Origin of the sequence: Paenibacillus septentrionalis, assembly GCF_042659865.1 — a bacterium.
Lineage (GTDB): Bacteria > Bacillota > Bacilli > Paenibacillales > Paenibacillaceae > Pristimantibacillus > Pristimantibacillus septentrionalis.
The window spans coordinates 660,400-682,996 of record NZ_JBHSTE010000004.1; the positions used below are offsets into that span (position 1 = coordinate 660,400).

The 22,597-nt window shown below is 42.2% G+C and carries 20 protein-coding genes; 14 read left to right on the top strand and 6 right to left on the bottom strand.

Annotation, left to right across the window (positions count from 1 at the left end; all coding sequences use genetic code 11):
• Positions 1-26 precede the first annotated feature (26 nt).
• Genes ACFP56_RS14755 through ACFP56_RS14765 form a run of 3 tightly spaced genes read right to left on the bottom strand, consistent with a single transcriptional unit; the run spans position 27 to position 2,734 of the window.
• Positions 27-884, bottom strand: coding sequence for an SDR family oxidoreductase (locus ACFP56_RS14755; protein ID WP_379235803.1), 858 nt, complete (start codon positions 882-884; stop codon positions 27-29).
• Between the two features lie 42 nt (positions 885-926).
• On the bottom strand, positions 927-2,000 hold the full coding sequence (gene uxuA / locus ACFP56_RS14760) for a mannonate dehydratase (RefSeq protein ID WP_379235805.1): 1,074 nt from the start codon (positions 1,998-2,000) through the stop codon (positions 927-929).
• 50 nt (positions 2,001-2,050) lie between these two features.
• Complete coding sequence (locus ACFP56_RS14765; protein WP_379235807.1) at positions 2,051-2,734, bottom strand: GntR family transcriptional regulator; 684 nt, start codon at positions 2,732-2,734, stop codon at positions 2,051-2,053.
• A gap of 333 nt (positions 2,735-3,067) precedes the next feature.
• Between ACFP56_RS14765 and ACFP56_RS14770 the strand changes: the two genes are divergently transcribed.
• Entirely contained in the window at positions 3,068-3,913 is an 846-nt protein-coding gene (locus tag ACFP56_RS14770; protein WP_379235809.1) for a YitT family protein, read from the top strand.
• Between the two features lie 110 nt (positions 3,914-4,023).
• On the opposite strand, the gene ACFP56_RS14775 is transcribed toward ACFP56_RS14770, so the two are convergent.
• Positions 4,024-5,286 carry an SLC45 family MFS transporter gene (locus ACFP56_RS14775; RefSeq protein ID WP_379235917.1) on the bottom strand — a complete coding sequence of 421 codons (1,263 nt, stop codon included), beginning with the start codon at positions 5,284-5,286 and terminating at the stop codon, positions 4,024-4,026.
• A 4-nt stretch (positions 5,287-5,290) separates the two neighbouring features.
• The gene (locus ACFP56_RS14780) at positions 5,291-6,019 is read right to left on the bottom strand and encodes a glycerophosphodiester phosphodiesterase (RefSeq protein ID WP_379235811.1); all 729 of its coding nucleotides are present in this window, start codon (positions 6,017-6,019) and stop codon (positions 5,291-5,293) included.
• 210 nt (positions 6,020-6,229) lie between these two features.
• Between ACFP56_RS14780 and ACFP56_RS14785 the strand changes: the two genes are divergently transcribed.
• Positions 6,230-7,042 carry a DUF421 domain-containing protein gene (locus ACFP56_RS14785; protein ID WP_379235813.1) on the top strand — a complete coding sequence of 271 codons (813 nt, stop codon included), beginning with the start codon at positions 6,230-6,232 and terminating at the stop codon, positions 7,040-7,042.
• 58 nt (positions 7,043-7,100) lie between these two features.
• Here the strand turns inward: ACFP56_RS14785 and ACFP56_RS14790 are convergent, their stop codons facing one another.
• Positions 7,101-7,796 (bottom strand): hypothetical protein, encoded by a 696-nt coding sequence (locus ACFP56_RS14790; RefSeq protein WP_379235815.1) that lies wholly within the window; start codon positions 7,794-7,796, stop codon positions 7,101-7,103.
• Between the two features lie 365 nt (positions 7,797-8,161).
• Between ACFP56_RS14790 and coxB the strand changes: the two genes are divergently transcribed.
• The 12 genes from coxB (at position 8,162) to essC (ending at position 22,585) form a co-directional block, all read left to right on the top strand.
• Positions 8,162-9,214 (top strand): cytochrome c oxidase subunit II, encoded by a 1,053-nt coding sequence (coxB, locus tag ACFP56_RS14795; protein ID WP_379235817.1) that lies wholly within the window; start codon positions 8,162-8,164, stop codon positions 9,212-9,214.
• A gap of 77 nt (positions 9,215-9,291) precedes the next feature.
• Positions 9,292-11,127: a cytochrome c oxidase subunit I gene (ctaD, locus tag ACFP56_RS14800; RefSeq protein ID WP_379235919.1), complete on the top strand. Its 1,836-nt coding sequence runs from the start codon at positions 9,292-9,294 to the stop codon at positions 11,125-11,127.
• Positions 11,124-11,741: a cytochrome c oxidase subunit 3 gene (locus ACFP56_RS14805; RefSeq protein WP_379235819.1), complete on the top strand. Its 618-nt coding sequence runs from the start codon at positions 11,124-11,126 to the stop codon at positions 11,739-11,741. The genes ctaD and ACFP56_RS14805 overlap by 4 nt, the downstream gene beginning before the upstream one ends.
• A gap of 4 nt (positions 11,742-11,745) precedes the next feature.
• Positions 11,746-12,069 carry a cytochrome C oxidase subunit IV family protein gene (locus ACFP56_RS14810; protein ID WP_379235821.1) on the top strand — a complete coding sequence of 108 codons (324 nt, stop codon included), beginning with the start codon at positions 11,746-11,748 and terminating at the stop codon, positions 12,067-12,069.
• A 122-nt stretch (positions 12,070-12,191) separates the two neighbouring features.
• Complete coding sequence (gene ctaG, locus ACFP56_RS14815; RefSeq protein ID WP_379235823.1) at positions 12,192-13,112, top strand: cytochrome c oxidase assembly factor CtaG; 921 nt, start codon at positions 12,192-12,194, stop codon at positions 13,110-13,112.
• A 25-nt stretch (positions 13,113-13,137) separates the two neighbouring features.
• Positions 13,138-13,608: a DUF420 domain-containing protein gene (locus tag ACFP56_RS14820; protein ID WP_379235825.1), complete on the top strand. Its 471-nt coding sequence runs from the start codon at positions 13,138-13,140 to the stop codon at positions 13,606-13,608.
• Positions 13,609-13,866: 258 nt separating this feature from the next.
• The gene (locus ACFP56_RS14825) at positions 13,867-14,592 is read left to right on the top strand and encodes a hypothetical protein (RefSeq protein ID WP_379235827.1); all 726 of its coding nucleotides are present in this window, start codon (positions 13,867-13,869) and stop codon (positions 14,590-14,592) included.
• Positions 14,593-14,615: 23 nt separating this feature from the next.
• Complete coding sequence (locus tag ACFP56_RS14830; protein WP_379235829.1) at positions 14,616-14,996, top strand: GntR family transcriptional regulator; 381 nt, start codon at positions 14,616-14,618, stop codon at positions 14,994-14,996.
• Between the two features lie 22 nt (positions 14,997-15,018).
• Positions 15,019-15,924 carry an ABC transporter ATP-binding protein gene (locus tag ACFP56_RS14835; RefSeq protein WP_379235831.1) on the top strand — a complete coding sequence of 302 codons (906 nt, stop codon included), beginning with the start codon at positions 15,019-15,021 and terminating at the stop codon, positions 15,922-15,924.
• Between the two features lie 18 nt (positions 15,925-15,942).
• On the top strand, positions 15,943-16,845 hold the full coding sequence (locus ACFP56_RS14840; RefSeq protein ID WP_379235833.1) for an ABC transporter ATP-binding protein: 903 nt from the start codon (positions 15,943-15,945) through the stop codon (positions 16,843-16,845).
• The gene (locus ACFP56_RS14845; RefSeq protein WP_379235835.1) at positions 16,838-18,142 is read left to right on the top strand and encodes an ABC transporter permease; all 1,305 of its coding nucleotides are present in this window, start codon (positions 16,838-16,840) and stop codon (positions 18,140-18,142) included. Before ACFP56_RS14840 ends, ACFP56_RS14845 begins: the two co-directional genes overlap by 8 nt.
• 471 nt (positions 18,143-18,613) lie before the next feature.
• Positions 18,614-22,585, top strand: a complete 3,972-nt coding sequence (gene essC / locus ACFP56_RS14850; protein WP_379235837.1) for a type VII secretion protein EssC — start codon at positions 18,614-18,616, stop codon at positions 22,583-22,585.
• Positions 22,586-22,597 lie beyond the last annotated feature (12 nt).

The window sequence follows — 22,597 nt, forward strand, 5'->3', positions numbered from 1 at the left end:
AAATGGGGAAGCGGCCAATATTACAACTACACGCCCGAGTAAGCCATAAAGCCACCGTCAACAGGAACGGTAATGCCTGTCACGAAGCCCGATGCTTCATAATCGCACAGCCATAGCAATGTGCCAAGCAGATCCTCTGGCTTGCCGAAGCGGCGCATAGGCGTGTGAGTAATAATTTTGTTGGAGCGCTCAGTCAGTGAACCATCCTCATTCATGAGCAAGCGATGGTTCTGCTCAGTAAGGAAGAAACCAGGAGCTATCGCATTGACGCGAATGCCTGTGTTCGCCATATGAACAGCCAGCCATTGGGTAAAGTTATCAATCGCAGCCTTTGCCGCGCTATAGCCAGGAACTTTCGTCATTGGCGATGGCGCGCTCATGGAAGAGAGATTAATAATTACGGGCTGCTCGGCATCGAGCATTTGCTTGGCAAATACTTGTGATGGAATCAGGCTGCCTATGAAGTTCAGCTCCATGACTTGTTGAATACCTTTAGGCTGCAGGTCAAAGAAGGACTGAACATCAGGGTTTTTCCAGTCATCCTTACTGAATGTTTCGTTCGTTGTATTCGCGCTGGCCTGATTGCCCCCAGCACCGTTAATTAATATGTTGCAGCGGCCAAGCTGCTGCTCAACAGCTTCAGCTGCTGCTTCAACACTTGCTGGATCAGTTACATCGCACGCGATGCCAATCGCAGTTCCGCCATTTGCCGTAATGCTCTCGACTACAGCCTCAACCTTCGCTGCTGTTCTGCCCAGAATGGCTACCTTAACCCCTTGGCGGGCAAGCTCGCTTGCCATAGCGCTGCACAGCACGCCAGAACCACCAGTGATAACGGCAACCTTGTTCGCCAACGCTGGATGTATCGCTTGTGTTTCAGACATATGAATTCCTCCTAATTGTTTGTTCGATGTATTTCAGAACGATTAGAGCTTTCCATTTTCCGCATAGCGGTAAGCATCCCACAAGCCTAGCAGGTGCATAATGCCTAGTGCTCGATCGTATAATCCATAGCCGGGACGACATTGCTCGCCCCATATATGACGACCGTGATCTGGACGAGCATAGCCAGTAAAGCCAATGTCATAGTAAGCCTTAACGATACCTGCAATATTGACGGTTCCATCTTCGCTGCGGTGCGAGGTTTCAATAAAATCACCATTTTCATACACGCGAACATTGCGGATATGCGCAAATGGAATGCGATCAGCAAATTCATGGATCATTGAGACAATATCGTTTTGCGGATTAGCACCAAGTGAGCCGCTGCATAGCGTGATGCCGTTTGAAGGATGATCAACCAGCTTGATTAAGCGACGCAAGCTTTCTTGCGTGTTAATGATGCGCGGCAAGCCAAACAACGGGTATGGAGGATCATCAGGATGAATGGCCATCTGAATCCCGTGTTCTGCTGCTACTGGAACGATTTGCTCAAGGAAGTACTTAAGATTGTCCCATAGCTGCTCGGCATCAACATGTTCATAAGCTTTCAATGTTTCAGAGAGCAAAGCCAGTCGTTCCGGCTCCCAGCCAGGAAGCTGGAAGTCTGTATTGCTTTGGAACTCTGCCACGAGCTCGTGCGGCGTCATGCTTGCAACCTTTGCCTTTTCGAAAAATAATGCAGTTGAACCATCCTCAAGTGGTGCAGCGAGGTTGGTACGCAGCCAATCGAATACAGGCATAAAGTTGTAGCATATGACTTTAACGCCGACAGATGCTAGTGATACGATCGTTTTCTTGTAGTTTTCAATATAACGATCGCGAGATGGAAGTCCAAGCTTAATATCCTCGTGTACGTTCACACTTTCAACGACGTCAATGTGGAAGCCTGCAGCATCCGCCTGACGTTTAACCTCTTGAATACGTTCTAGCGGCCACTCTTCTCCTGCTGGCATATCATGAAGCGCCCATACCAGGCCTTCTGTTCCAGGAATTTGTTTAATATGCGAGAGAGAAATAGGATCATTACCCTCTCCAAACCAGCGAAATGTCATGCGCATACCATGTTCCCCCTATAATAAATAATTTTTATGCCTAAGATGGATCGCGCTTAAGCGAAATAGTGTGGATACTTTTCACTAAGCAGCGCTAAATCATCTATTCCTCGGTTAATATGCTGTTTCATTATGGACACGGCAAGCTTGTTGTCCTGCTGTTTTATCGCGTCGACAATCTGCTCATGCTGCTCGACAATTGATTTCCAGTCATGATTATCCAGTAAGCGAAGCTTGCGGCTGCGATCAAGATGTGCGGTCAACAGACTCATCGTATTCCAGGTGTGCACTTTGTTCGTGCCTGCGAACAAAGTGGCGTGGAAGCGTTGATCAAGCGTAAAGGCTTGATCGACATCGCCATTGATCAGGCACTTCTTCTGCTGTTGCAAATTCAGCTGAAGCTCCTCGAAGGAAGACTCAGAGAACGAATCACAAGCCAATTCAATGATCGCGCATTCAAGCTGACTTCGCATAAATCTGGCTTCTTCCACAAGAGAGATATCAATACGCGATACGAGCGTCCCGCGCTGTGGAAGCACTTGAACAAGGCCTTCCTGAGCCAAGCGAACAAAGCTCTCCCTTATTGGTGTTCGACTAACTTTATATTGTTCTGCCATCTCATTTTCAGAGAGGGTTGTGCCGGGCAATATATTCAGTGTGATAATCTGTTCCTTTAAGGAGTCATAAACTTGATCGCGAATAGAGCGAGAGTTCAAATTTGTTATAAAAATAAGCTTCACCTCACAAAAGAAAATGCTTACATCTTCATTTACATACTACCATACAAGTTGGGATTTGAGAATATAATAATGCAAAATCCTGTACGACTTGTCGTTGGGGGCAGAAGCGATACGCCATGACAGTGGAATCTCACGTTCAAAATTTTGCATTTTCAAAATGCTAGGAGTAAAATGTTCCATACACATAAATATTCAGTGTTCAGTACCTGCACAGGAAGCTAGGTTTTTCGGTGGATTTTTTTGTCAATACTTTAGTTAGTTATGTTTTCATGGGACTTTCTGACATAGAAAACCAGAGCGACCAAGATTAATTCGCATAAGGAGAGTGCCAACATGTCTGTAGGAGAGTTTTTTAAGCGATTTTTTTTCATAACAATCGGAGCCATACTGATGGGGATTGCGCTTGAGAAGTTTTTAGTACCCTATGAAATAATTGATGGCGGTATTGCAGGGATATCAATTATGCTTTCGCATCTTACTCCTGTTCCGTTAAGCGTGCTGTTGTTTCTCATAAATGTTCCGTTTCTAATAGTAGGCTATAAGCAGTTAGGCAAAGCCTTTGCCTTCTCCACGTTGTATGCAATCGCGGTCATGTCATTAACGACAGCGATGCTCCATCATTCAGGACCGTTTCCAGATGACAAGCTGCTTGCAGTACTGTTTGGCGGTATGCTGTTAGGAATGGGAGTAGGCCTGGTCATTCGCTATGGCGGATGTTTGGATGGGGTTGAGGTGATCTCGATCCTCATTTCGAAAAAAATGAAAGCTTCAGTTGGTACGATAATTATGGTGTTCAACGTCATTATATTTATAATTGCGGGCTTTGTATTCGAATGGAGCTCTGCAATGTATTCGATTGTCACCTATTATCTGGCAAGTAAAGTGATTGATATCGTCGTCGAAGGTTTAAACGAATCCAAATCTGTCACGATCATCTCGCAAAAATACGAGGAAATCTCCGAGGATATTGTAAGCAAGCTAGGGCGGACGACAACACTTATGCATGCAACAGGCGGTTATTCGGGCCAAGAGGTTAAGGTTATCTATTGTGTCGTATCGCGTATCGAGCTGTCAAAGCTGAAATCAATTGTGCAGCTGAAGGATTCATCAGCCTTTATTGCGGTAGAGTCGGTTGCTGACGTGGTCGGAGGCAGCTTCTCAAGACAAAGCGCGCACTAATCGCGTATGATGAAGAAAAGGATGACTCGCGTGCTAATGGCGGCAGACAAGGCATCCTTTCAACATTTGCTAAAATGCGATCAAACCCTGAGTTAATCGTGTGATGGCGGTTAGTGCGACAGCGTAACTGGTGTAGAGGCTTGTTTGTCCCGTACAAAGGTAATACAGATTAGTGCGAGCACCATACCGAACGATGCTACGTAGAACAGTGAAGAGTAGCCGAGCATATCCATAAACAGTCCCATTAGCGGCGGAGACGATAATGCAGCTAGCGAGGAAGCGATATAGTAGATGCCGGTACGTGTTCCGATGCTGCTTTCCTTGCCAAGCGAGATCACATAAGGGTAAGAATTAATATTGATGAGTGCCCAAAATACGCCGCCGATAAGCAGCAATGTACGAAGAGCAGTCATATCCTTGACAAAGGAAATCATCGCAAACAAAATCATCAAGCCTACAATGCCTAACGTAATGATCTGCTTTTTGCCGAATTTTGCGCCAAGATAGCCTGCGGGAATTGCTGCTGCAACAAAGGCAACCGAGAAATAAGCTAGGGACATAGATGCCTGTGAGTCGCTCAGATTAAGCTCATCCGTTGCATATAGGGTAAAGAGGGCTTCGATTCCCTGATAAGAGAAAAACCAAAAGTAAATCGCAGCTAGTAGTAGTATGGTAGGCAAGGTCCACTCAAGCGAATAAGGCTTGAGCTCTTGTTTAGCCGCTGCCAGCAGGTTGTGAGCGCGACCCCATACGCGTGGCTTGCTTGCGGCTTGGACAGGCGGTTCTTCTTTTAAGACAGGTGTATATGCTAGCGCATCTCGTCTTTCCCGAATGAAGATCATGAGAATGCACAGGCTGATGAGTGTAAGCGCCGAGGACGTAAAGAAAGGCAGTGCAATGTGCTGATCATATAGCTTGGAGCCGACTGTGAACGCAAGAATGGAGCCAAGTCCACCCATAAGATTGATTATGCCATTTGCTTGTGTTCGTTGGTGTGCAGGTGTGATATCTGGCATTAGTGCGACAGTTGGGGAACGATACAGACTCATGGATAAATTCATGAGTATCATAAACGTGATCAGCAGTGAGTAGCTTGTATGTAACGGAATGAGTGCACCGAAAACAGCGGCAAGCGGCATGCCGATTAATAGGTACGGCATACGCTTGCCTATTTTTGTATCGGTCTTGTCGCTTTTACGACCAATATACGGCTGCAGAAATAGTCCAAAGTAGTTGTCAAGCGTCATCATAAATCCGATAATTGCTGCGCTATCCACGAATTTTTTAAGAAATAAGGGAACGAAAGCATTATACAGCGCCCATACTAGACTAATACTAAAAAATCCAAAGCCAAGCAGCCACGTCTTTTTCATCACATCAGCCCTTCCCAGTTAACAGTTGGTGGAGCCTGTCAGGATAGTCTGTAATAATACCAGCTACTCCTGCTTGAATAAGAGCTTTCATCTCATGCGTTTCATTAACCGTCCAGACATTGTAGATAACGCCTTTGCTTTCAGCTTCTTTAACCCACTCTGGTGTAACTGCGTATTTAGCAGCATGAAGTGCTGTTGCTCCTAAAGTTTGTGCATAGTCCCAAGGACGATACAAGCCCTCCATATATAAAATACCTGTTCTAATCTGCGGATCTATTGCGTGGCAGCCGGCCAATGAATAATGATTGAAATTAGAGATAATGCATTGCTTCTCCAGCCCGTACGCCTTGATTTTGTCCACTACGCTGCGCTCGATGTTCGGGTACAGCACAATTCCGCTTTTAATTTCAATATTAAGCATGATATGGTGCGCCTTCACAAGCTCCATCAGCTCATCCAATGTAGGGACCTGCTCACCAGCAAAATCCGTGCTGTACCATGAGCCCGCATCTAATGCTTTCAGCTCTGCCAAAGTGACATCCTTAACCAATTTATCGATTCCTGTAGTACGCTTGAGATTCTCGTCATGAATCAGCACAAGCTCCCCATCAGCTGTCATCTGAACATCCGTTTCAATTCCTGTAGCTCCAAGCTCAATTGCATAACGAAAGGCAGCCATTGTATTTTCAGGGCAATAGCCGCTTGCCCCGCGGTGGGCATAATTAATGGTCATAGTAAATATCCCCTTAACTTGTTTTTAGATGCAGTTCAACCCGATCGTAACATACTGCGAGACTGCTTTCCTAGTAATTTTTTTGTTAATTGAAAGGGTTTTCAAAATCATTGTTTTCAAGACTAGCTCGGGAGCGTAAAAGTTTGTTCTATTAACTTTCACGTATTAGTTTGTGATAAATGGCAAGGCTAGTGTATGGAGGGATTAGACATGTTTATAGAAATTATGATGGTTATAGGAAAGACAATAATCGCCATCACGTTAATGTTTATTTTAACAAAAATATCTGGAAAACGGCAATTATCAGAAATGTCATTGTTTGGTTACATATCGGGGATCAGTGTAGGGAATATTGCTGCATATATTGCACTTGAAGCAGATAAGCTATGGATTTTCGGTATCGTTTCCTTAATTGTATGGGTGCTGATCACGCTTTTTCTGGAAAAATCCACTTTAAAAAGCAAAAAGCTCCGCAAAATTATTGACAGTGACAGGAGAGTACTGGTTGCCAATGGAGTTGTACTTCGGGATGAGTTGAAAAAGGAAGAGCTAACGGTAGAAGAATTATTAGAAGCGCTCAGAGAGAAGGATGTTTATCGCATTGCTGATCTGGAGAGTGCATCTATTGAAGCTAATGGAGACATCAGTGTATTTTTGAAAGCAGAGCATATGCCGCTAACGCCATCGATGATTGGCTATCCAGTAGAAAAAGAGAAGGAGCCCATTACATTAATCGTAGATGGTTCAGCAGAGCTAGACACGATGAAACGCAACGGTCTTGATATGAACTGGCTGGAAAAACAGCTTGCGAAGGCAAACGTCACACTCGATCAGGTGTTTGTTGCCCAATACATAAAAGACAAGAGCATATCCATTCATACGATGGATTCTCAAACACTTGAAGTGAAGCTAGAAAAAGAAAACAGTGAAACGCAGCTGAGTCAAAGCGAGCTTGTGATTATGAAGAAGAGCCTGCTGCAGGCATTAGCCATTATAGAACAGCAGGCAAAATCATCTAGGTGAAAAAACTACATTTAATAGAAGAAATTCAATTGTGTAGAAGAAATGCTATCGTAATCGTTTAGCGATTGCGGTAGTATTTCAACGATGTTGGCATGACTTGTCCATTGAAAAATTGGTGATTAATCAAGATGTTGAATTGCTTCATATATGGGTCGAGGGATGCGCCTCCCCAAACAACTTGAGCAAACTCATCCATATAATACATGAACTCCTTGTTGGCTGAGAGATGAACGGAGTGGATAGATCCATCATGCGCCATGACGGTTTCGTGTACTCTGCCAACGAATAGATCTGAAAGCTGTGAGGTATCATTTACGGTTAAATAAGAAATAAATGGGTTGTTGTGAATCGACATTGGGGCTGTGACTTTTTCGTTAAAAACAGAGGAATCGCGTTGACCGCTTGGCATGGATTTGAGCATGCCTCGACCAGTATTATCCAGCACTACCGCTACATATGCAATTTCATCGGCAACGAACACCCTTGCGTCAGCCACACCATCAATTTCATTTACAGCATCAGAAAGAGTGTAGCTGTAGAATACGCTTCCCTCTTGATGTTCCTTGGGAGATTGATCGGCATTCAGTGCTCGTACAGGTGAAGGTTCTGCCTGTTTGTTTTTAATATGTCCATAGTCGGACGTTGGAGCAGGAAACGAGTAGCGCTCCATTTCACGCTTGGCAGCAGTTCCACAGCCTGTTGCGACAGCAAGTAACACGATCATAAGCAAACTAATCAGCTTGATGCGCTTCATGATATTGATCACTCCTTTCTTGAATTGTTACTATTCATCCTCTGAAAAATGTGAAGGAAATATGCATGGAAAAACGATACATAAGAGAAGGTACGGAAGGGAAGACTAATAGCTGGAATAAATAAAGTAAAAATGGAAGAAAACGAAATAATGGGTAAGCGATGAACGAGCTGTTTTAATTGATTTTGACAGCTTTTAGAACAATTTGTGAACTTCCTGTGGAACATTGACAAAAGGTTGACACAACTTTATATTTAATAAAGTGATTTGATGCAGGATTTGTAAAATCATCTATGCTACACGCAGCAGGCTGTTGGCCACATAGATGGCTGCTGTGAAAACGTCAAAAGTGGGGTTGATTATTAATGAAACGGTGGCAATTTGTGAAACGCCTTGCGCCTTTAATGGCCCTTCTGGTGCTTGTGCTGTCAGCTTGCGGAAGAGAAGATTTGTCAGCGCTAAATCCACAAGGTCCTGTCGCGCAAGAACAACTTGACTTGATGAAAATTTCGATTTTGATCATGTCGATTGTTGTTATTAGTGTGTTTGCGATTTCAATTTTCGTATTGATCAAATTCCGCAGACGCAAAGGGGACAACTCTATCCCCAAGCAAGTGGAAGGCAGTCATAAGCTAGAAGTAATTTGGACGGTAATTCCAATTATTTTGCTTGTAGTTCTAGCAGTTCCTACATTGAAATCGGTATTCTCTCTTGCTAAGGATTACACGGAAGACCCAGAAGCGTTACAGGTCGTTGTTACAGCTCATCAGTACTGGTGGGAATTCGAATACCCTGAGCTGGGTATTAAGACAGCTCAAGAGCTGGTTATTCCGACTGGTCGCACTATTTCTATCAAGGCGTCAACTGCAGATGTACTTCATTCCTTCTGGATCCCGTCATTGGCGGGTAAAATCGATACAAATCCAAGCGGAAATGTGAATACAATGTATTTCTCTGCACCTAAAGCAGGCGTTTACCAAGGTAAGTGTGCTGAGCTTTGTGGACCTTCACATGGTCTGATGGATTTCAAAGTTAAAGCGGTTGAGCCATCCTCCTTTGATCGTTGGCAAATTGCGATGCTTGATACGGTAGAGCTGCCAAGCGACTCGGAAATCGCAAGCGCATTTGAAAGCCAATGCTTGACTTGCCATGCAGTAGGAGAATATGGCGGCGGTTCGTTCCCTAACTTGACAGGAATTGGATCTCGTGAAAGCGTTGCGGGTATTCTTATTAATGTCGAAGACGGCGAACAGCAGTATAAGCATGAAGATACAGTGTACAACAATCTATACAAATGGATTAAAGACCCTGAATCTATCAAGCCAGGCAACCACATGACAGGAGCTTACCAACTTACGGAAGAAGAAGTCGCTGGTATTGCTGAATACTTAACGAATCTAACGCTTGACTATGAATAATCACTATCAACAGTGTAAAGGAGGTAGCTACCTTGGCACATGCTCATGCGCATGCGATTAAACGTCATACAGGTCTTATGGATTGGTTAACAACCGTTGACCATAAGAAAATCGGGATTTTGTATATGCTTGCAGGAGGATTTTTCTTCCTTATTGGTGGCTTAGAAGCGATTCTAATTCGACTTCAGTTAATGTATCCTCAATCGGAAGTCGTATCAGCACAGGTATATAATGAATTGATTACGATGCACGGTACGACCATGATTTTCTTGGCAGCAATGCCACTATTGTTCGGTTTTATGAACGCGATTATTCCATTGCAGATCGGAGCGCGGGACGTTGCATTTCCTTTTGTCAACGCACTAGGCTTCTGGACATTTTTCTTCGGTGGACTTTTACTTAACATCAGCTTCATCGCTGGCACTGTACCAGATGCTGGCTGGACGATGTATGCACCGTTATCCGGTACTACATACACGGAACACCACGGAACAGATTACTATGTCATTGGTCTGCAAATCTCAGGTATTGGTACGCTCGTGGGCGGTATCAACTTCCTGGTAACGATTATTAATATGCGTGCTCCAGGCATGACCTTCATGCGTATGCCGATGTTTACTTGGGCAACATTTATTACATCAGCGCTTATCCTGTTTGCATTCCCGGCTTTGACAGTTGGTCTTGCAGCACTTATGTTTGACCGAATCTTTAATGGTAATTTCTTTGATCCAACGGCTGGCGGTAATGTTGTTCTATGGGAACACATCTTCTGGATCTTCGGACACCCGGAAGTTTACATTTTGATTCTTCCAGCGTTTGGTATTATTTCTGAGATTGTAACCACATTCTCTCGCAAGCGTCTGTTTGGTTACAGCTCTATGGTATTTGCGACAATTCTAATCGGATTCTTAGGCTTCATGGTTTGGGCTCACCATATGTTTACAACAGGTATGGGACCAATTGCCAATGCGTTGTTCTCGATTGCCACCATGTTGATTGCCGTACCAACAGGTATTAAAATCTTCAACTGGCTGTTTACAATGTGGGGCGGTTCGATTAAATTTACCGTGGCGAATATGTACGCGATAGGCTTTATTCCAACGTTCGTAATGGGTGGAGTTACAGGGGTTATGCTTTCGGTTGCTCCTGCGGACTATCAATATCATGATACGTACTTCGTTGTCGCGCATTTCCACTACGTTATCGTAGGTGGTCTTGTACTTGGTATATTTGCCGGCTTGCATTACTGGTGGCCGAAAATGTTCGGTCGCATGCTTAGTGAAAAGCTTGGTATGTGGACATTCTGGACGTTCTATATCGGCTTCCACCTAACGTTCTTTGTTCAGCATTTCCTAGGTCTACTTGGTATGCCTCGTCGTATCTGGCAGTATCTTGACGGAATGGGCTTTAACAATCTGAACTTGATCAGTACAATTGGAGCCTTGCTGATGGGCGTAGGTACAATCCTATTCCTTGCCAATGTATTTATTACAATGCGCAAACCGAAAACAGCTAGTAATGACCCATGGGAAGATGGCCGTACACTTGAGTGGACAATTCCATCTCCTGCACCTGAATACAACTTTGCACAAACACCACTAGTACGTGCTTACGATGCATGGTGGCATGAAAAAATGGAAGGCAATACGAAAATGACTCCAGTTGAACCAATTGGTCCAATTCATATGCCGTCTCCAAGCATTTTGCCATTCTTCATGAGTGTTGGCTTGTTTATTGCAGGCTTCGGCTTTATGTACTCTAAACCTCAAGATTGGGGTACTACAGGTTTGATCGTAGGTATTGCCGGCTTGTTGATTACTTTCACTTGTATGGGACTTCGTTCTTGGTTCGATGACCATGGATTCCATATCGAGGAAGAAGAAATTCTTAAGGATCAGGGGGGTAAAGCATGAGTTCACATTCACATGTAGAAGGTCAGCTGCCACATGAACCAGAACGTGCTACCCTTGAGGGTCGCAATAAAATTACTGGTTTTTGGTTATTCCTTGGCGGTGAAACCGTATTGTTCGGTACGTTGTTTGCTGCTTACTTGACACTTCGCAGTCAAGTTATGGATGGCCCGACTCCTAATGAACTATTTGACTTTGCGTTGGTCGCTCTTGCAACTGCACTTTTGCTGACATCCAGTTTAACAAGTGTATTTTCCTTGCAAGCGATGCATAAGCATAACCTAAAGGGACTAATCGGTTGGTTGATTGTAACATTAGTGCTGGGAGCAGCCTTCCTTGCACTTGAGATTTACGAGTTTAATCACTATGTGCACATGGGGCATGGCTTTACTACAAGTGCCTTCTCAACATCGTTCTATACGCTTGTTGGATTCCACGGTGCGCACGTAGCGTTTGGTCTATTATGGGTAATTCTGTTGCTTCTTCAACTGAAGAAACGCGGATTGAATACGACAACGGCACCTAAAGTGTATGTGTTCAGCTTGTATTGGCACTTTATCGACGTTGTATGGGTATTCATCTTTACAGTCGTGTACTTGATGGGAAAGGTGGGTTAATCATATGGCAGGACATGAACAAACAACGCCGAATCGTAGTGATGTAAAAACGACGAAGCAGGAAGGTTCGAAAAAGCATATTATTGCTTTTATATTCTCCATCTTATTAACATTCATCGCATTCGCACTAGTCATGGCTGGCGAAATCAACACTGATTTTGTTTATATCATGCTAATTGTATTAGCGATTGTGCAAGTATTTGTTCAAATGGCATTCTGGATGCATATGAAGGATCGCGGGCATACTTTTGCGATAATAGCAATATTTAGTGGTGTATTCGTTGTTTTCACTTGTGTGATCATGGCTCTATTCTGGACGACTTGGTAATATATACATGATCGAGATTGGCAGGGGGTCCTTGGTGACCCCCTTTCTTCTATTCAACAGGTTTGTTACTATAGTTAGAAGAGATAAGAAGTAATATGGATGCATAAGAAAGGAGCTGCAGCATGTTAGGCTTGCAATATTTTTCGTTTCAAGAGGTATGGAGTCCGATGTTTTTGTTTGCGACAATCGGTGTCATTATTGGGTATCTGTATCTCGTTGGTCCATGGCGGGAACGTCATTTTCCAATGGAACCTCCAGTTTCAAAGGGAAGGAAGCTGCTCTTTATTAGCGCTGCTTTACTATATTATTTGTCCTATGAAGGACCGTTAGGCTTTCTAGGTCATATTATGTTTTCGTTTCATATGACCAATATGGCGATCTCCTATCTGATCGTGCCGCCAATGGTGCTATTCTCAGTACCAGGTTTTTTATGGAGTAAAGCGTTCTCAGCACGTTTTTGGCGCAAGCTTAAGTTTCTTATGCATCCCATCGTTACGCTTATTATGTTCAATATGCTGTTTTCAATCTATCATATTCCGGTCATTCACGATTACGTCATGACCAATTTTACAGTTCATCGCTTATATTATCTCGTGATGCTAATCGCTGCCTTTATGATGTGGTGGCATGTATATACGCCAATAAAGGACATGCCTCAGATGCCGCATGTGAAACGTTTGGCCTACATATTCGCTAACGGTGTACTTCTTACGCCGGCATGCGCACTCATCATCTTTTCAGATGCGCCGCTATATGCGATTTATAATGACCCAGAGGTATGGGTTAACGCAATGGGCTTCTGTATCCCTGGTGATACAAGTTATTTGCTGTCACTTACAGAATTCCAGGGTCCTCAGTTTTTTAATATGTTTACGACACTCGAAGATCAGCAGGCTGGCGGCATCATAATGAAGCTTATTCAAGAGGTGACTTATGGCGTACTTCTAGCCCTTGTGTTCCGCGAATGGTTTTCAAAAGAGCATAAGCAGGAGAAGGTTGACGAGCAGCTGCTTCGTGATGCACTAGCTATTAAACACAAATAAAGGTTGATAGGAGGGTTTGCCTGGCATGGAAGGACATGAGTTTGAAATTTTGCCTGCAATCAGTACATTTTTTATTGCACTTAGTGCTGTATTGGTTGCAATCGGTTGGAGACAAATTATAAATAAGCAGAGAGAAGCCCATCAGAAAACAATGTTCTGGGCCGCAATCGCTGCAATTATTTTCTTTATCATTTATGCTTCTCGTACCATTTTTGTTGGGAACACAACCTGGGGTGGACCTGACAGCTTAAAGACCATCTATCTTGTATTTCTATTCTTCCATATTATTCTTGCTACTGTAGCTGCTGTTTTTGGCATCACAACATTGACATGGGGCTACCAAAAGAAATACGCCAAGCATCGCAAGCTTGGTCGCGTAACGGCAGTTACGTGGTTTGTTACCGCAATCACGGGAGTAACGGTATATGTTTTGCTATACATCTTATATCCAGGCGGCCATACACAGCCGTTTATTGATGCCCTGTTCCGCCAATAATAAAATAGTTAGTCTTATATTATAGCGTTACTCAATTAAAAGAACGCCTGGAGACATTCGGTATGAATGCATTCCAGGCGTTCTTTGCATATGCAGCAGAAAAGTAGCTAGTAACAGAATCGGAAAAAATCTAATTTATTTTTCAAAAGGTGGGTTGACAGTGCATATTGCTGTGTATATACTGTGTATATAGATATAAACAGTATATACACTATAAACAGTATACACAGTGTTTTGAAAAAGGCAGGAGGAAGGCGCATGAGCTATTGGCAAGGAATTCGTTATCTGATATGGAATGATATCCGCAATGCCAGATGGAAAAACGTATTTGTCATCGTGCTTGTAGCATACTTAACGTTATTTACTTACAAAGAGCTGGCGGCGATCGTTTCAGATTCAACCGAAGATCCGTATATGTTTTTAATCGATTACTTAATCTTAATTCTGTTTTCGGTCACGGGGCTAACGACTACTCATCTTTACGGCTTTGGCTCGAAAAAGGATTTGCTGAGCGAGCGTTTAGCCTATTGGCGCTCATTACCAATTAAGATTGAGCAAATTGTTTGGTCAAGAATAGCGGGCGTTACAATATTCAGTTTATTATCGATAGTTGTCTACTACCTGTTTGTAGGAATCCTCATGAAGCTTGGTCGCTTAAACTATGAGCTTGTTCCTTATATGCTGCACGGTTTGACGGTATATGCAATCATTTATGTATTCAATCTCATTTATTTGGTAGTCGAAATGAGCTGTACTTACAAGCAGTACACGATTTATTGCTGGATAATCCCATTTGTGAAGCTTCTAATCGTATTATGCTACACACTAATTTGGAAGTTCTTTTTACTGGAAAGTCTGTTTTATGCCATACAACGAACTCCGATCATAATGGCTGCAGCGAGCATAATTCTACTTGCAGCGAGCTGCCTGCTCGCTTTTAGAATCATTAATGATAAAGTGAGAACAAGAAATATTCTGAATTAACCACTAAAGAAGGTGATAAGTGAATGCGGCTACCGATCGGAATTAATGAACAGAGTGCGGAGCCACTGTATTACCAGATAGAAGTTCAGCTTCGGGCGCTCATCATTAGCGGGACGTTACAAGCAGGGACATTGCTGCCTTCGATCAGAGAGCTTGCGTCACAGCTGAAATGTAGCGTCATCACCATAAAGCGCGTATATAGCGATCTGGAAGCGGAGGGCTTGCTGCGCACGAAGCAAGGAACAGGAACCTATGTCTCTCACGTTGAAGAGCAATCGCGGGAGGAGCATCGACTCGGAGTTGTTATTGAAGCGATTGATCATTTGCTTGAAGCAGCGAAACGCGTTCAATGCTCGAAGCAGGAGCTCGAGCAGCTGCTTGAGGAAAAGCTAAAGCAATATTGAAAGCAAGGGGTGTGGAGTTGAGATGGGAGAGCATGCAATTGCGTTGAACAGCGTTAAGCTGGTGCGGGACCATTTTACATTTGGTCCACTAGATTTGGAAATTCCAAAAGGCTACGTTACTGCGATAGTAGGGCCAAATGGTTCAGGCAAAAGTACGTTGTTTCGAATGATTATGAATACAATCAAGCCACAGCAAGGAAATGTTCATGTGCTTGGCGAACAACTTGATTATGACAACGATGATGAGCTGAAGCAAAACATCGGATATTTGCAGGAAGAAGCGACAACCTTTGATTACTTTTTGAAGGGCAGTGATAAGGCAGCATTTCATGCGAAATGGTTTCGCGGCTGGAATAACGACACGTATCAGCGTTTGATATCTAATTTGACGACGCGAGATGATTTGCAGTTGAAAAAAATGTCAAAAGGGATGCGGCGTAAATTCGACCTGTCGTTAGCGATGGCGCATCATCCCAAGCTGCTGCTGCTTGACGAACCGTCCTCAGGACTGGATCCTCTTGCTTGGAAAATGATGATCGAGGTTCTACATCAGTACATGGAGAATGAAGATCATACCGTACTGATGGCAACCCATATCGTGGATGAGGTTAAGCGACTAGCTGATTATATTGTGTTCCTTGTCGATGGTCAAGTGCTGGGCATGTATGAAAAGGATGAGCTTCTGCAAAGCTGGTCAATGTATTTCGTTGAAGCCTCTGCGGGTTCTGGCTTCGATGTTAGACAAATGCCTGGCTATTGTGAACATAAAGAAGTTAGCACTGGATTTTATGAAGTCATTTGCTCCAAAAGTTTAGAGGCTGAACGCTGGCTGGAGACGCAAGTGGTAACCATGCGCAGCAAACAAATTTTGGAGCTTGATGAAATATTACTGCAGCATATGAAAAAAGCACGATTGTATGCAAAATAATGAAAAGGTGGGAAAGCTGTGAATCCATTAGTAGTGAACAATGTAGTAAAGCATTATGCAGATAAGACGGCTGTAAGCGGTGTGCAGTTCGAGGTGTCAAAGGGTGAAATTTACGGCTTGCTTGGTGCGAATGGTGCAGGCAAAACGACAACGATGCGTATGATTTTAGGACTTATCTATCCAGATCAAGGAGAGATCCGCTATAACGGGAAGCCATACGATAATGAACTATTAAAAAACGTTGGTTATTTGCCAGAGGAGCGCGGACTTTATCCGAAAATTAAAGTGAGTGATCAGCTAATTTATCTTGCTCAGCTAAAAGGCATGTCAGCCAAGGATGCTGACAAAAACCTGAAATACTGGCTGGAACGCTTCGATGTTCCTGAAAACTACAGTAAGCGTGTTGAGGAATTGTCTAAAGGGAATCAGCAAAAAATTCAATTCATCTCTGCTATCATCCACAAACCGCAATTTATCATTATGGATGAAGCGTTCAGCGGTTTGGATCCTGTTAACGTAGAGCTGTTGAAAGCAACGGTTAAGGAGCTGCGCGACAATGGAGCAAGCATCGTATTCTCTACGCATCGTATGGAGCATGTCGAGGAGCTTTGTCGCAACATTACCATTTTGCACCGCTCGAAAGAAGTGATTAAAGGCGGCGTGAAAGAAATTAAAGGCAAATTCCCTAAAGAGAAGGTAATGCTGCAAACGAAGCAAGAGGTAAGTGGGCTTGAAAGTATCAATGGTGTCAAAGCGATTCATCGTCATGAGAATGGCTTGGAGATCGAGATTGCTGATGAAAAAGTAGCGCCTCACATTCTTAATCATGCCTTGTCGCAAACAGAAATTTTGCATTTCCAAGTGAAAGAGCCTACATTGAACGAAATCTTTATTAGAACGGTTGGTGATCGTCATGAATAATTTTTGGACAGTAGTTCGCTTTACAGTAATGAATAAGCTGAAAGCAAAAGCATTTATTATTTCAACGCTCGTATTTTTACTTATTATATCAGTTGTTGTGAATCTTCCATATATTATTATGCAATTCCAAGGCGATTCGGATAAGGTGCAAACGATTGGTTATATTCAAGATGGCGATCCAGTAGCAGCCTCAACTGGCCAGCAATTGGAGCAGTACTTTACACAAATGGGTGGATCTCTTCAATTCAAAGGCTTTCCATCAGCAGGAGATGCTGCGAGTGACGAAGCAACACTAAAGTCAGCTCTTGACGCTGGAGAGCTGTATAGCTATCTACAGTTTGGCGAAGTAACAGATAGTGGTTTCCCGCAGATTACGGTAAAAAGTGAAAAGCTGCTAGATTACTCTGTGGCCTCTCAGATTGAAGCGGCACTTCATATCATACGTCAAAATCATATTTTGCAAGAATCAGGCTTAACAGATGAGCAAATGAAAGAGCTTCAAGCTCCAATCGTAGTAGAAGCTGTACAAATTAAAGGCGATCTTTCAACTGGAGAGAGCACAGGCAAAACAGCAGCAGAGCAAGGCATCAATATGGGTGTGATCTATTTCATGATCTTCTTCTTGTTCATGGCGGTTATGATCTCTGGTCAAATGATCGCATCTGAAGTTACAGCAGAGAAAAGCTCGCGTGTTATGGAAGTGCTGATTACGAGTGTGTCTCCGCTAACGAGCATGTTTGGTAAAATTATGGGTATGTTCGTAATCGTAATTCTACAGCTCGCTTCATATTTAGCAGTAGGTGCACTTAACTTGAGCCTGCCTCACAATGCAAATATGCTGTCGGAGCTTAATATCGATCTATCGGTTATTGATCCAATGCTGCTTGTATTCTCAGGCTTGTACTTCTTGACTGGATTCTTCCTGTTCGCGACGTTGTATGCTGCACTAGGCTCTATTGTTAGTAGAACAGAGGACCTTGGCAGTGCGGTTATGCCGATGACATTTATTTCGCTTGCAGGCTTCTATATTGCAATTTTCAGCATCTCAACACCAGACAGCTTGCTTGTGAAAATTTGCAGCCATATTCCATTGTTCTCGCCATTCGTTATGGTACTGCGTCTTGGCCTTACCGATATTGCGCTATGGGAAGTATTGGTATCGCTTGGAATCCTTCTTGTTACGATCTATCTGGCAGTTGTTGTTTCCGCGAAAATCTATCGTACTGGCGTACTGATGTACGGCAAACGTCCTAGCTTCAAGGAGCTTCGCAAAGCAATGAAGGCTTATAAAATTTAATTGTTCGTGATACTTGTGGGTAATAGGTAATAGATGAGGCAATTCAAAAGTGAATAACAAAGCATGAAATAAAGCCCTTGATTCATTCAGATATGCTGAATGAATCAAGGGCTTTTTGATTTTTTGTATGCACATTTAAGCTGAAAAGCATGGAGCGATTACGGGCAAAATCCAACGATAATCGACTCGTTTTTAACTTTGTCTCTAAAAAATATAATTCTAAGTATTAGATATTATTCCTGAAAATGAGCAATTATCAACAGCATATTCTAGTTTAATCAGGTATATGGACTATATACTTGGATGAAATAAGTATCAAACATAAAAAAATAACATTACTAACGCTTACTGCATAATTTTTTCTTTAATAGTATATTTAAATTATTTTATACATAATTGGAGGAAAATGTATGGTATGCGTCGAATCATGATGATATATGAAACCAAATACCTACATGGCAGGGATGAACAATGAATAATCAATCAAGAAGACAAACGCAAATACAAAGAACACCAAGAATAATACCTACCTATCCAGAAGGAGTATTGCAGTTGGAAGATCCTGCACGACCTTCAGAGAAACCTACCTTTTCCTGGTTAACTCTTATTGTGCCTCCACTCGCGATGCTGACAGTGTCTATATTCAGTGCAATATTAATCAATTCTACTAGGTTTATGTATTCGATTATCGGAATGACTTTAGTAACTGTCATAATTTCCATATTGAACTATTCTTCTAGTGTTAAAAAGCATCATACACATAACAAAAATGTAGAGAAGAAGTATCTAGATTATTTATTCCAGGTTCGTAACGAACTTAATGAAGCAGGAAACCAACAAAGGGAAGCCGTTTGTCATACATATCCTTCTATTGAGGAATGTACTGAAATTGTTAAACATACAAAAAAGCAGCTATGGGAGCGAACTTCAGTAGAAGTTGATTTTCTTACAACACGTTTAGGTGTTGGGGTACAAACATTAGCTTTACAGCCTGTTTTCACTCCGAAAACGAGAGCTATCGATGAAAATAACCCTTTGGAGGAGATTGCAGTTTCAATATGCAGTGAGATGAACTATGTGAAAGACATTCCGGTAGTTCTTTCATTGCAATCGATCAGTACATTAGGTTTTTTTGGTCCGCGTTCGGAAGTTCGTGAGGTTTTGAACGCTATTATAACTCAAGTAACAACTCATCATGGATACGACGATGTTCGATTGGTTGCATTGCTTCCTGATGATGAAATGGCTCAATGGGAATGGATAAAATGGTTACCGCACACATGGAATAAGGATAAGGACAAGCGTTTTATTGCCACTAATGTATACGATGCTGCAGACATGGCAGAAGAGCTACTACCACTTTTAAGAAGTAGAGAGCAAAGTAAAAGCAGTATGAGTAACATACATATTAAAACGCCACACTATCTATTTTTGATACTCGCTCCAGAGCTTTGGGAAAACTCTGATATTATGCCAATTCTATTGGATAATAACCAAGCCTTAAGTACCACAAGTATTTTCATTTCGGAGCGAATTGATTTAGCTTTACCACTCAATTGTCAAGTCATTTTCGAAATTAAAGACAAGATGGGAATGCTTAGAAAAGATGCTTTAGGAACACAAAGTGATTCCTTATTGCAATTTATAGTAGATAAACAGTCCTTCGAAACTGCGGAAATATTCTCAAGGTATATGGCCCCACTACATATTAAGTCAGCCGCAGATAATCAAGCGATACCTTCCATGGTTACATTTCTTGAGAGTTTCAAAATTGAAACTGTTGAGGAACTTAATGTCCTCGAGAGATGGACAATGAACAGAGCCAATCGCTCGCTGCAAATCCCACTAGGTACTGCAGCTGCTGGAAAAACTCAGATGTTCGATATGCATGAAAAAAGCTACGGGCCACACGGACTTGTAGCTGGTACTACGGGATCAGGAAAAAGTGAATTACTACAATCATTACTGCTTGGATTATCGGTTAATTATCATCCTCATGAGGTTGCATTTGTACTTATTGATTATAAAGGCGGAGGAATGGCGAACGCTTTTCAAGGGATCCCTCATTTGGTAGGGACAATAACAAATCTAGGTGGAAATGAAATTAATCGTGCGCTTGCATCGATTAAAAGTGAGTTGTTACGAAGACAGCGTCTTTTTAGTGAAGCGGATGTAACGAATATTGATGATTATATTCCATTATACCGTGAGAAAAGCGTTTCTCAGCCGCTACCACATCTTATTCTCGTAGTTGATGAGTTTGCTGAATTAAAGTCTGATCAACCTAATTTCATGAAAGAGTTAGTCAGCGCTGCTCGCGTTGGAAGAAGTTTAGGGATACACCTAATTCTTGCTACTCAGAAACCATCAGGCGTTGTAGATGATCAGATATGGAGTAATTCGAGATTTAAACTATGCTTAAAAGTGCAAACTGCTTCAGACAGTCAAGAAATGTTAAAGCGACCAGAAGCCGCTGAAATAAAAGAAAAAGGAAGGGGCTATCTACAAGTCGGTAATAACGAAGTATTTTCCTTGTTCCAATCTTCCTGGAGCGGTGCACCATATAGTACTGGAAATATTTCAGAACCTGAAGTAAAAGTAAATATCGTTTCACTAACTGGAAAACGTACGAAGCTGTCAAATTCATCTCGCTCTGAAGTAGACATAAACTCAACGAAGAAACTAACACAATTACAAGCTGTAATTCATTACATAACTGAGCAAGCAAAATCAAAAGGCATCACTGAAGCATTCCAGCTTTGGCTTCCTCCGCTACCAGAAGTGATTACGCTTGATGAGTTGAGGAGAAGTGACGAAGGATGGGATGGTCAGAAATGGAACGAGACAACTGGCAACTTTCTGTCTATACCAATTGGTCTTGTGGACGATCCTTCTCAGCAATCACAGTATAAGCTTGAAATCAATTTTGGTAAGGAGGGTCATTTGCTTGTATATGGCGCACCAAGTAGTGGTAAGACAATGCTTCTTAAGACGATTATTGTATCAATGGCGTATTTATACAGCCCCGAGGATGTAAATTTCTATGTGCTTGATTTTGGTACACGAACGTTTGGAGTATTTAATGAGCTGCCACATTTAGCGGATATCTTATACCCTGAAGATGAGGACAAAACTAATAAATTGTTTGCAATGGTTCTAGAAGTACTTGATGAGCGTAAAAAGAAGTTTTCCAAGCTCGGAATTAGCAATCTACTTTCTTATCGCAATGCGACTGGTGAAAAAGTACCTGCGCTTTTCATATTATTAGATAATTACCTTGGCTTTTCAGAGACGTATCAAGAACTTGTAGTTGATTTAGCTAAAATTGTAAGGGAGGGTGGTAACTATGGGATTTACTTTATCTCGACTGCTAATGCCGTAAATTCTTTCCCTTACCGCCTCAGTCAAAATGTTAGACAAGCTCTTGTTTATCAAATGGCCGAAAAGAGTGACTATAACAGTATTGTTGGAAGAACGGAAGGTTTAGAACCAGCAAAAGTAGTAGGACGTGGACTTGTGAAAGATCACATTCCGTTAGAATTTCAAACAGCTTTACCTTGCAAGGGTCAATCTGATGATCAAATCGCGGATAATATTCGTGAGCTTTGCTTATCTATGAAGGCTGCGAGACCTGCGCAGAAGTTGACAGCAATTGAAGTAGTGCCGACTGAACTATCCTATGAGGAGCTATCTAAAAAGTTTGAAAGTAATAATGCTACATTTACTTATCCAATTGCTTTAGATTGTGAAACGGTTAAGGCTATAGGCTGTCCGATCGGTGAGATCAGCGCGGCTTTGATTTCACATACAGATGAATTAAAAGGTGAAGATCTCATAGCATCTGTTGCATTCCCAATAGCGAAAACACATCAAGTTCAACTGGTCGAAATAGCTGTTTTTGGCTCGCGGGATCAGGTAAGACATTCACAACTTAATGAGCTTACCAATATTAATTTACTAGAAACAGCAGAACAATTAACTCAATTTATTGGCGAAACGATCGAAAACATGCAATATAGAAAATCTAAAGTAAGAGAACTTGTACTCGAAAATGATGGAGAATCAGAATATGTGTTAAATCATTACCCATTAAAGTTACTTCTTTTACCGGATTTAAAAAGCTGTGTAGATCAGCTTGAAGAAGACGCATTATTCCAGCTAGAGAGAATAGCAAGATTCGGTCATGGTTTGGGAGTTATTCTAATGTGTGCAAGTGAGGCTGATACATTATCAAAATTAACCTTGATTAGCCCTCTAACTAGTGCGCTATTAGACGATGGTAAGTTATTGATAATTGCAGGTGGGAAACTTAGTATGCACCCACTTCTTTCTACAAAGCTTACAAGCAAACAAAATGAAAATGAAAGATTTAAGCCAGGAGAAACAGTGTTATTGATGAATCAACAACAAATTCGTGCGAAGCTAGTTTCTTTACATGCGTAATTGTACGGAGGG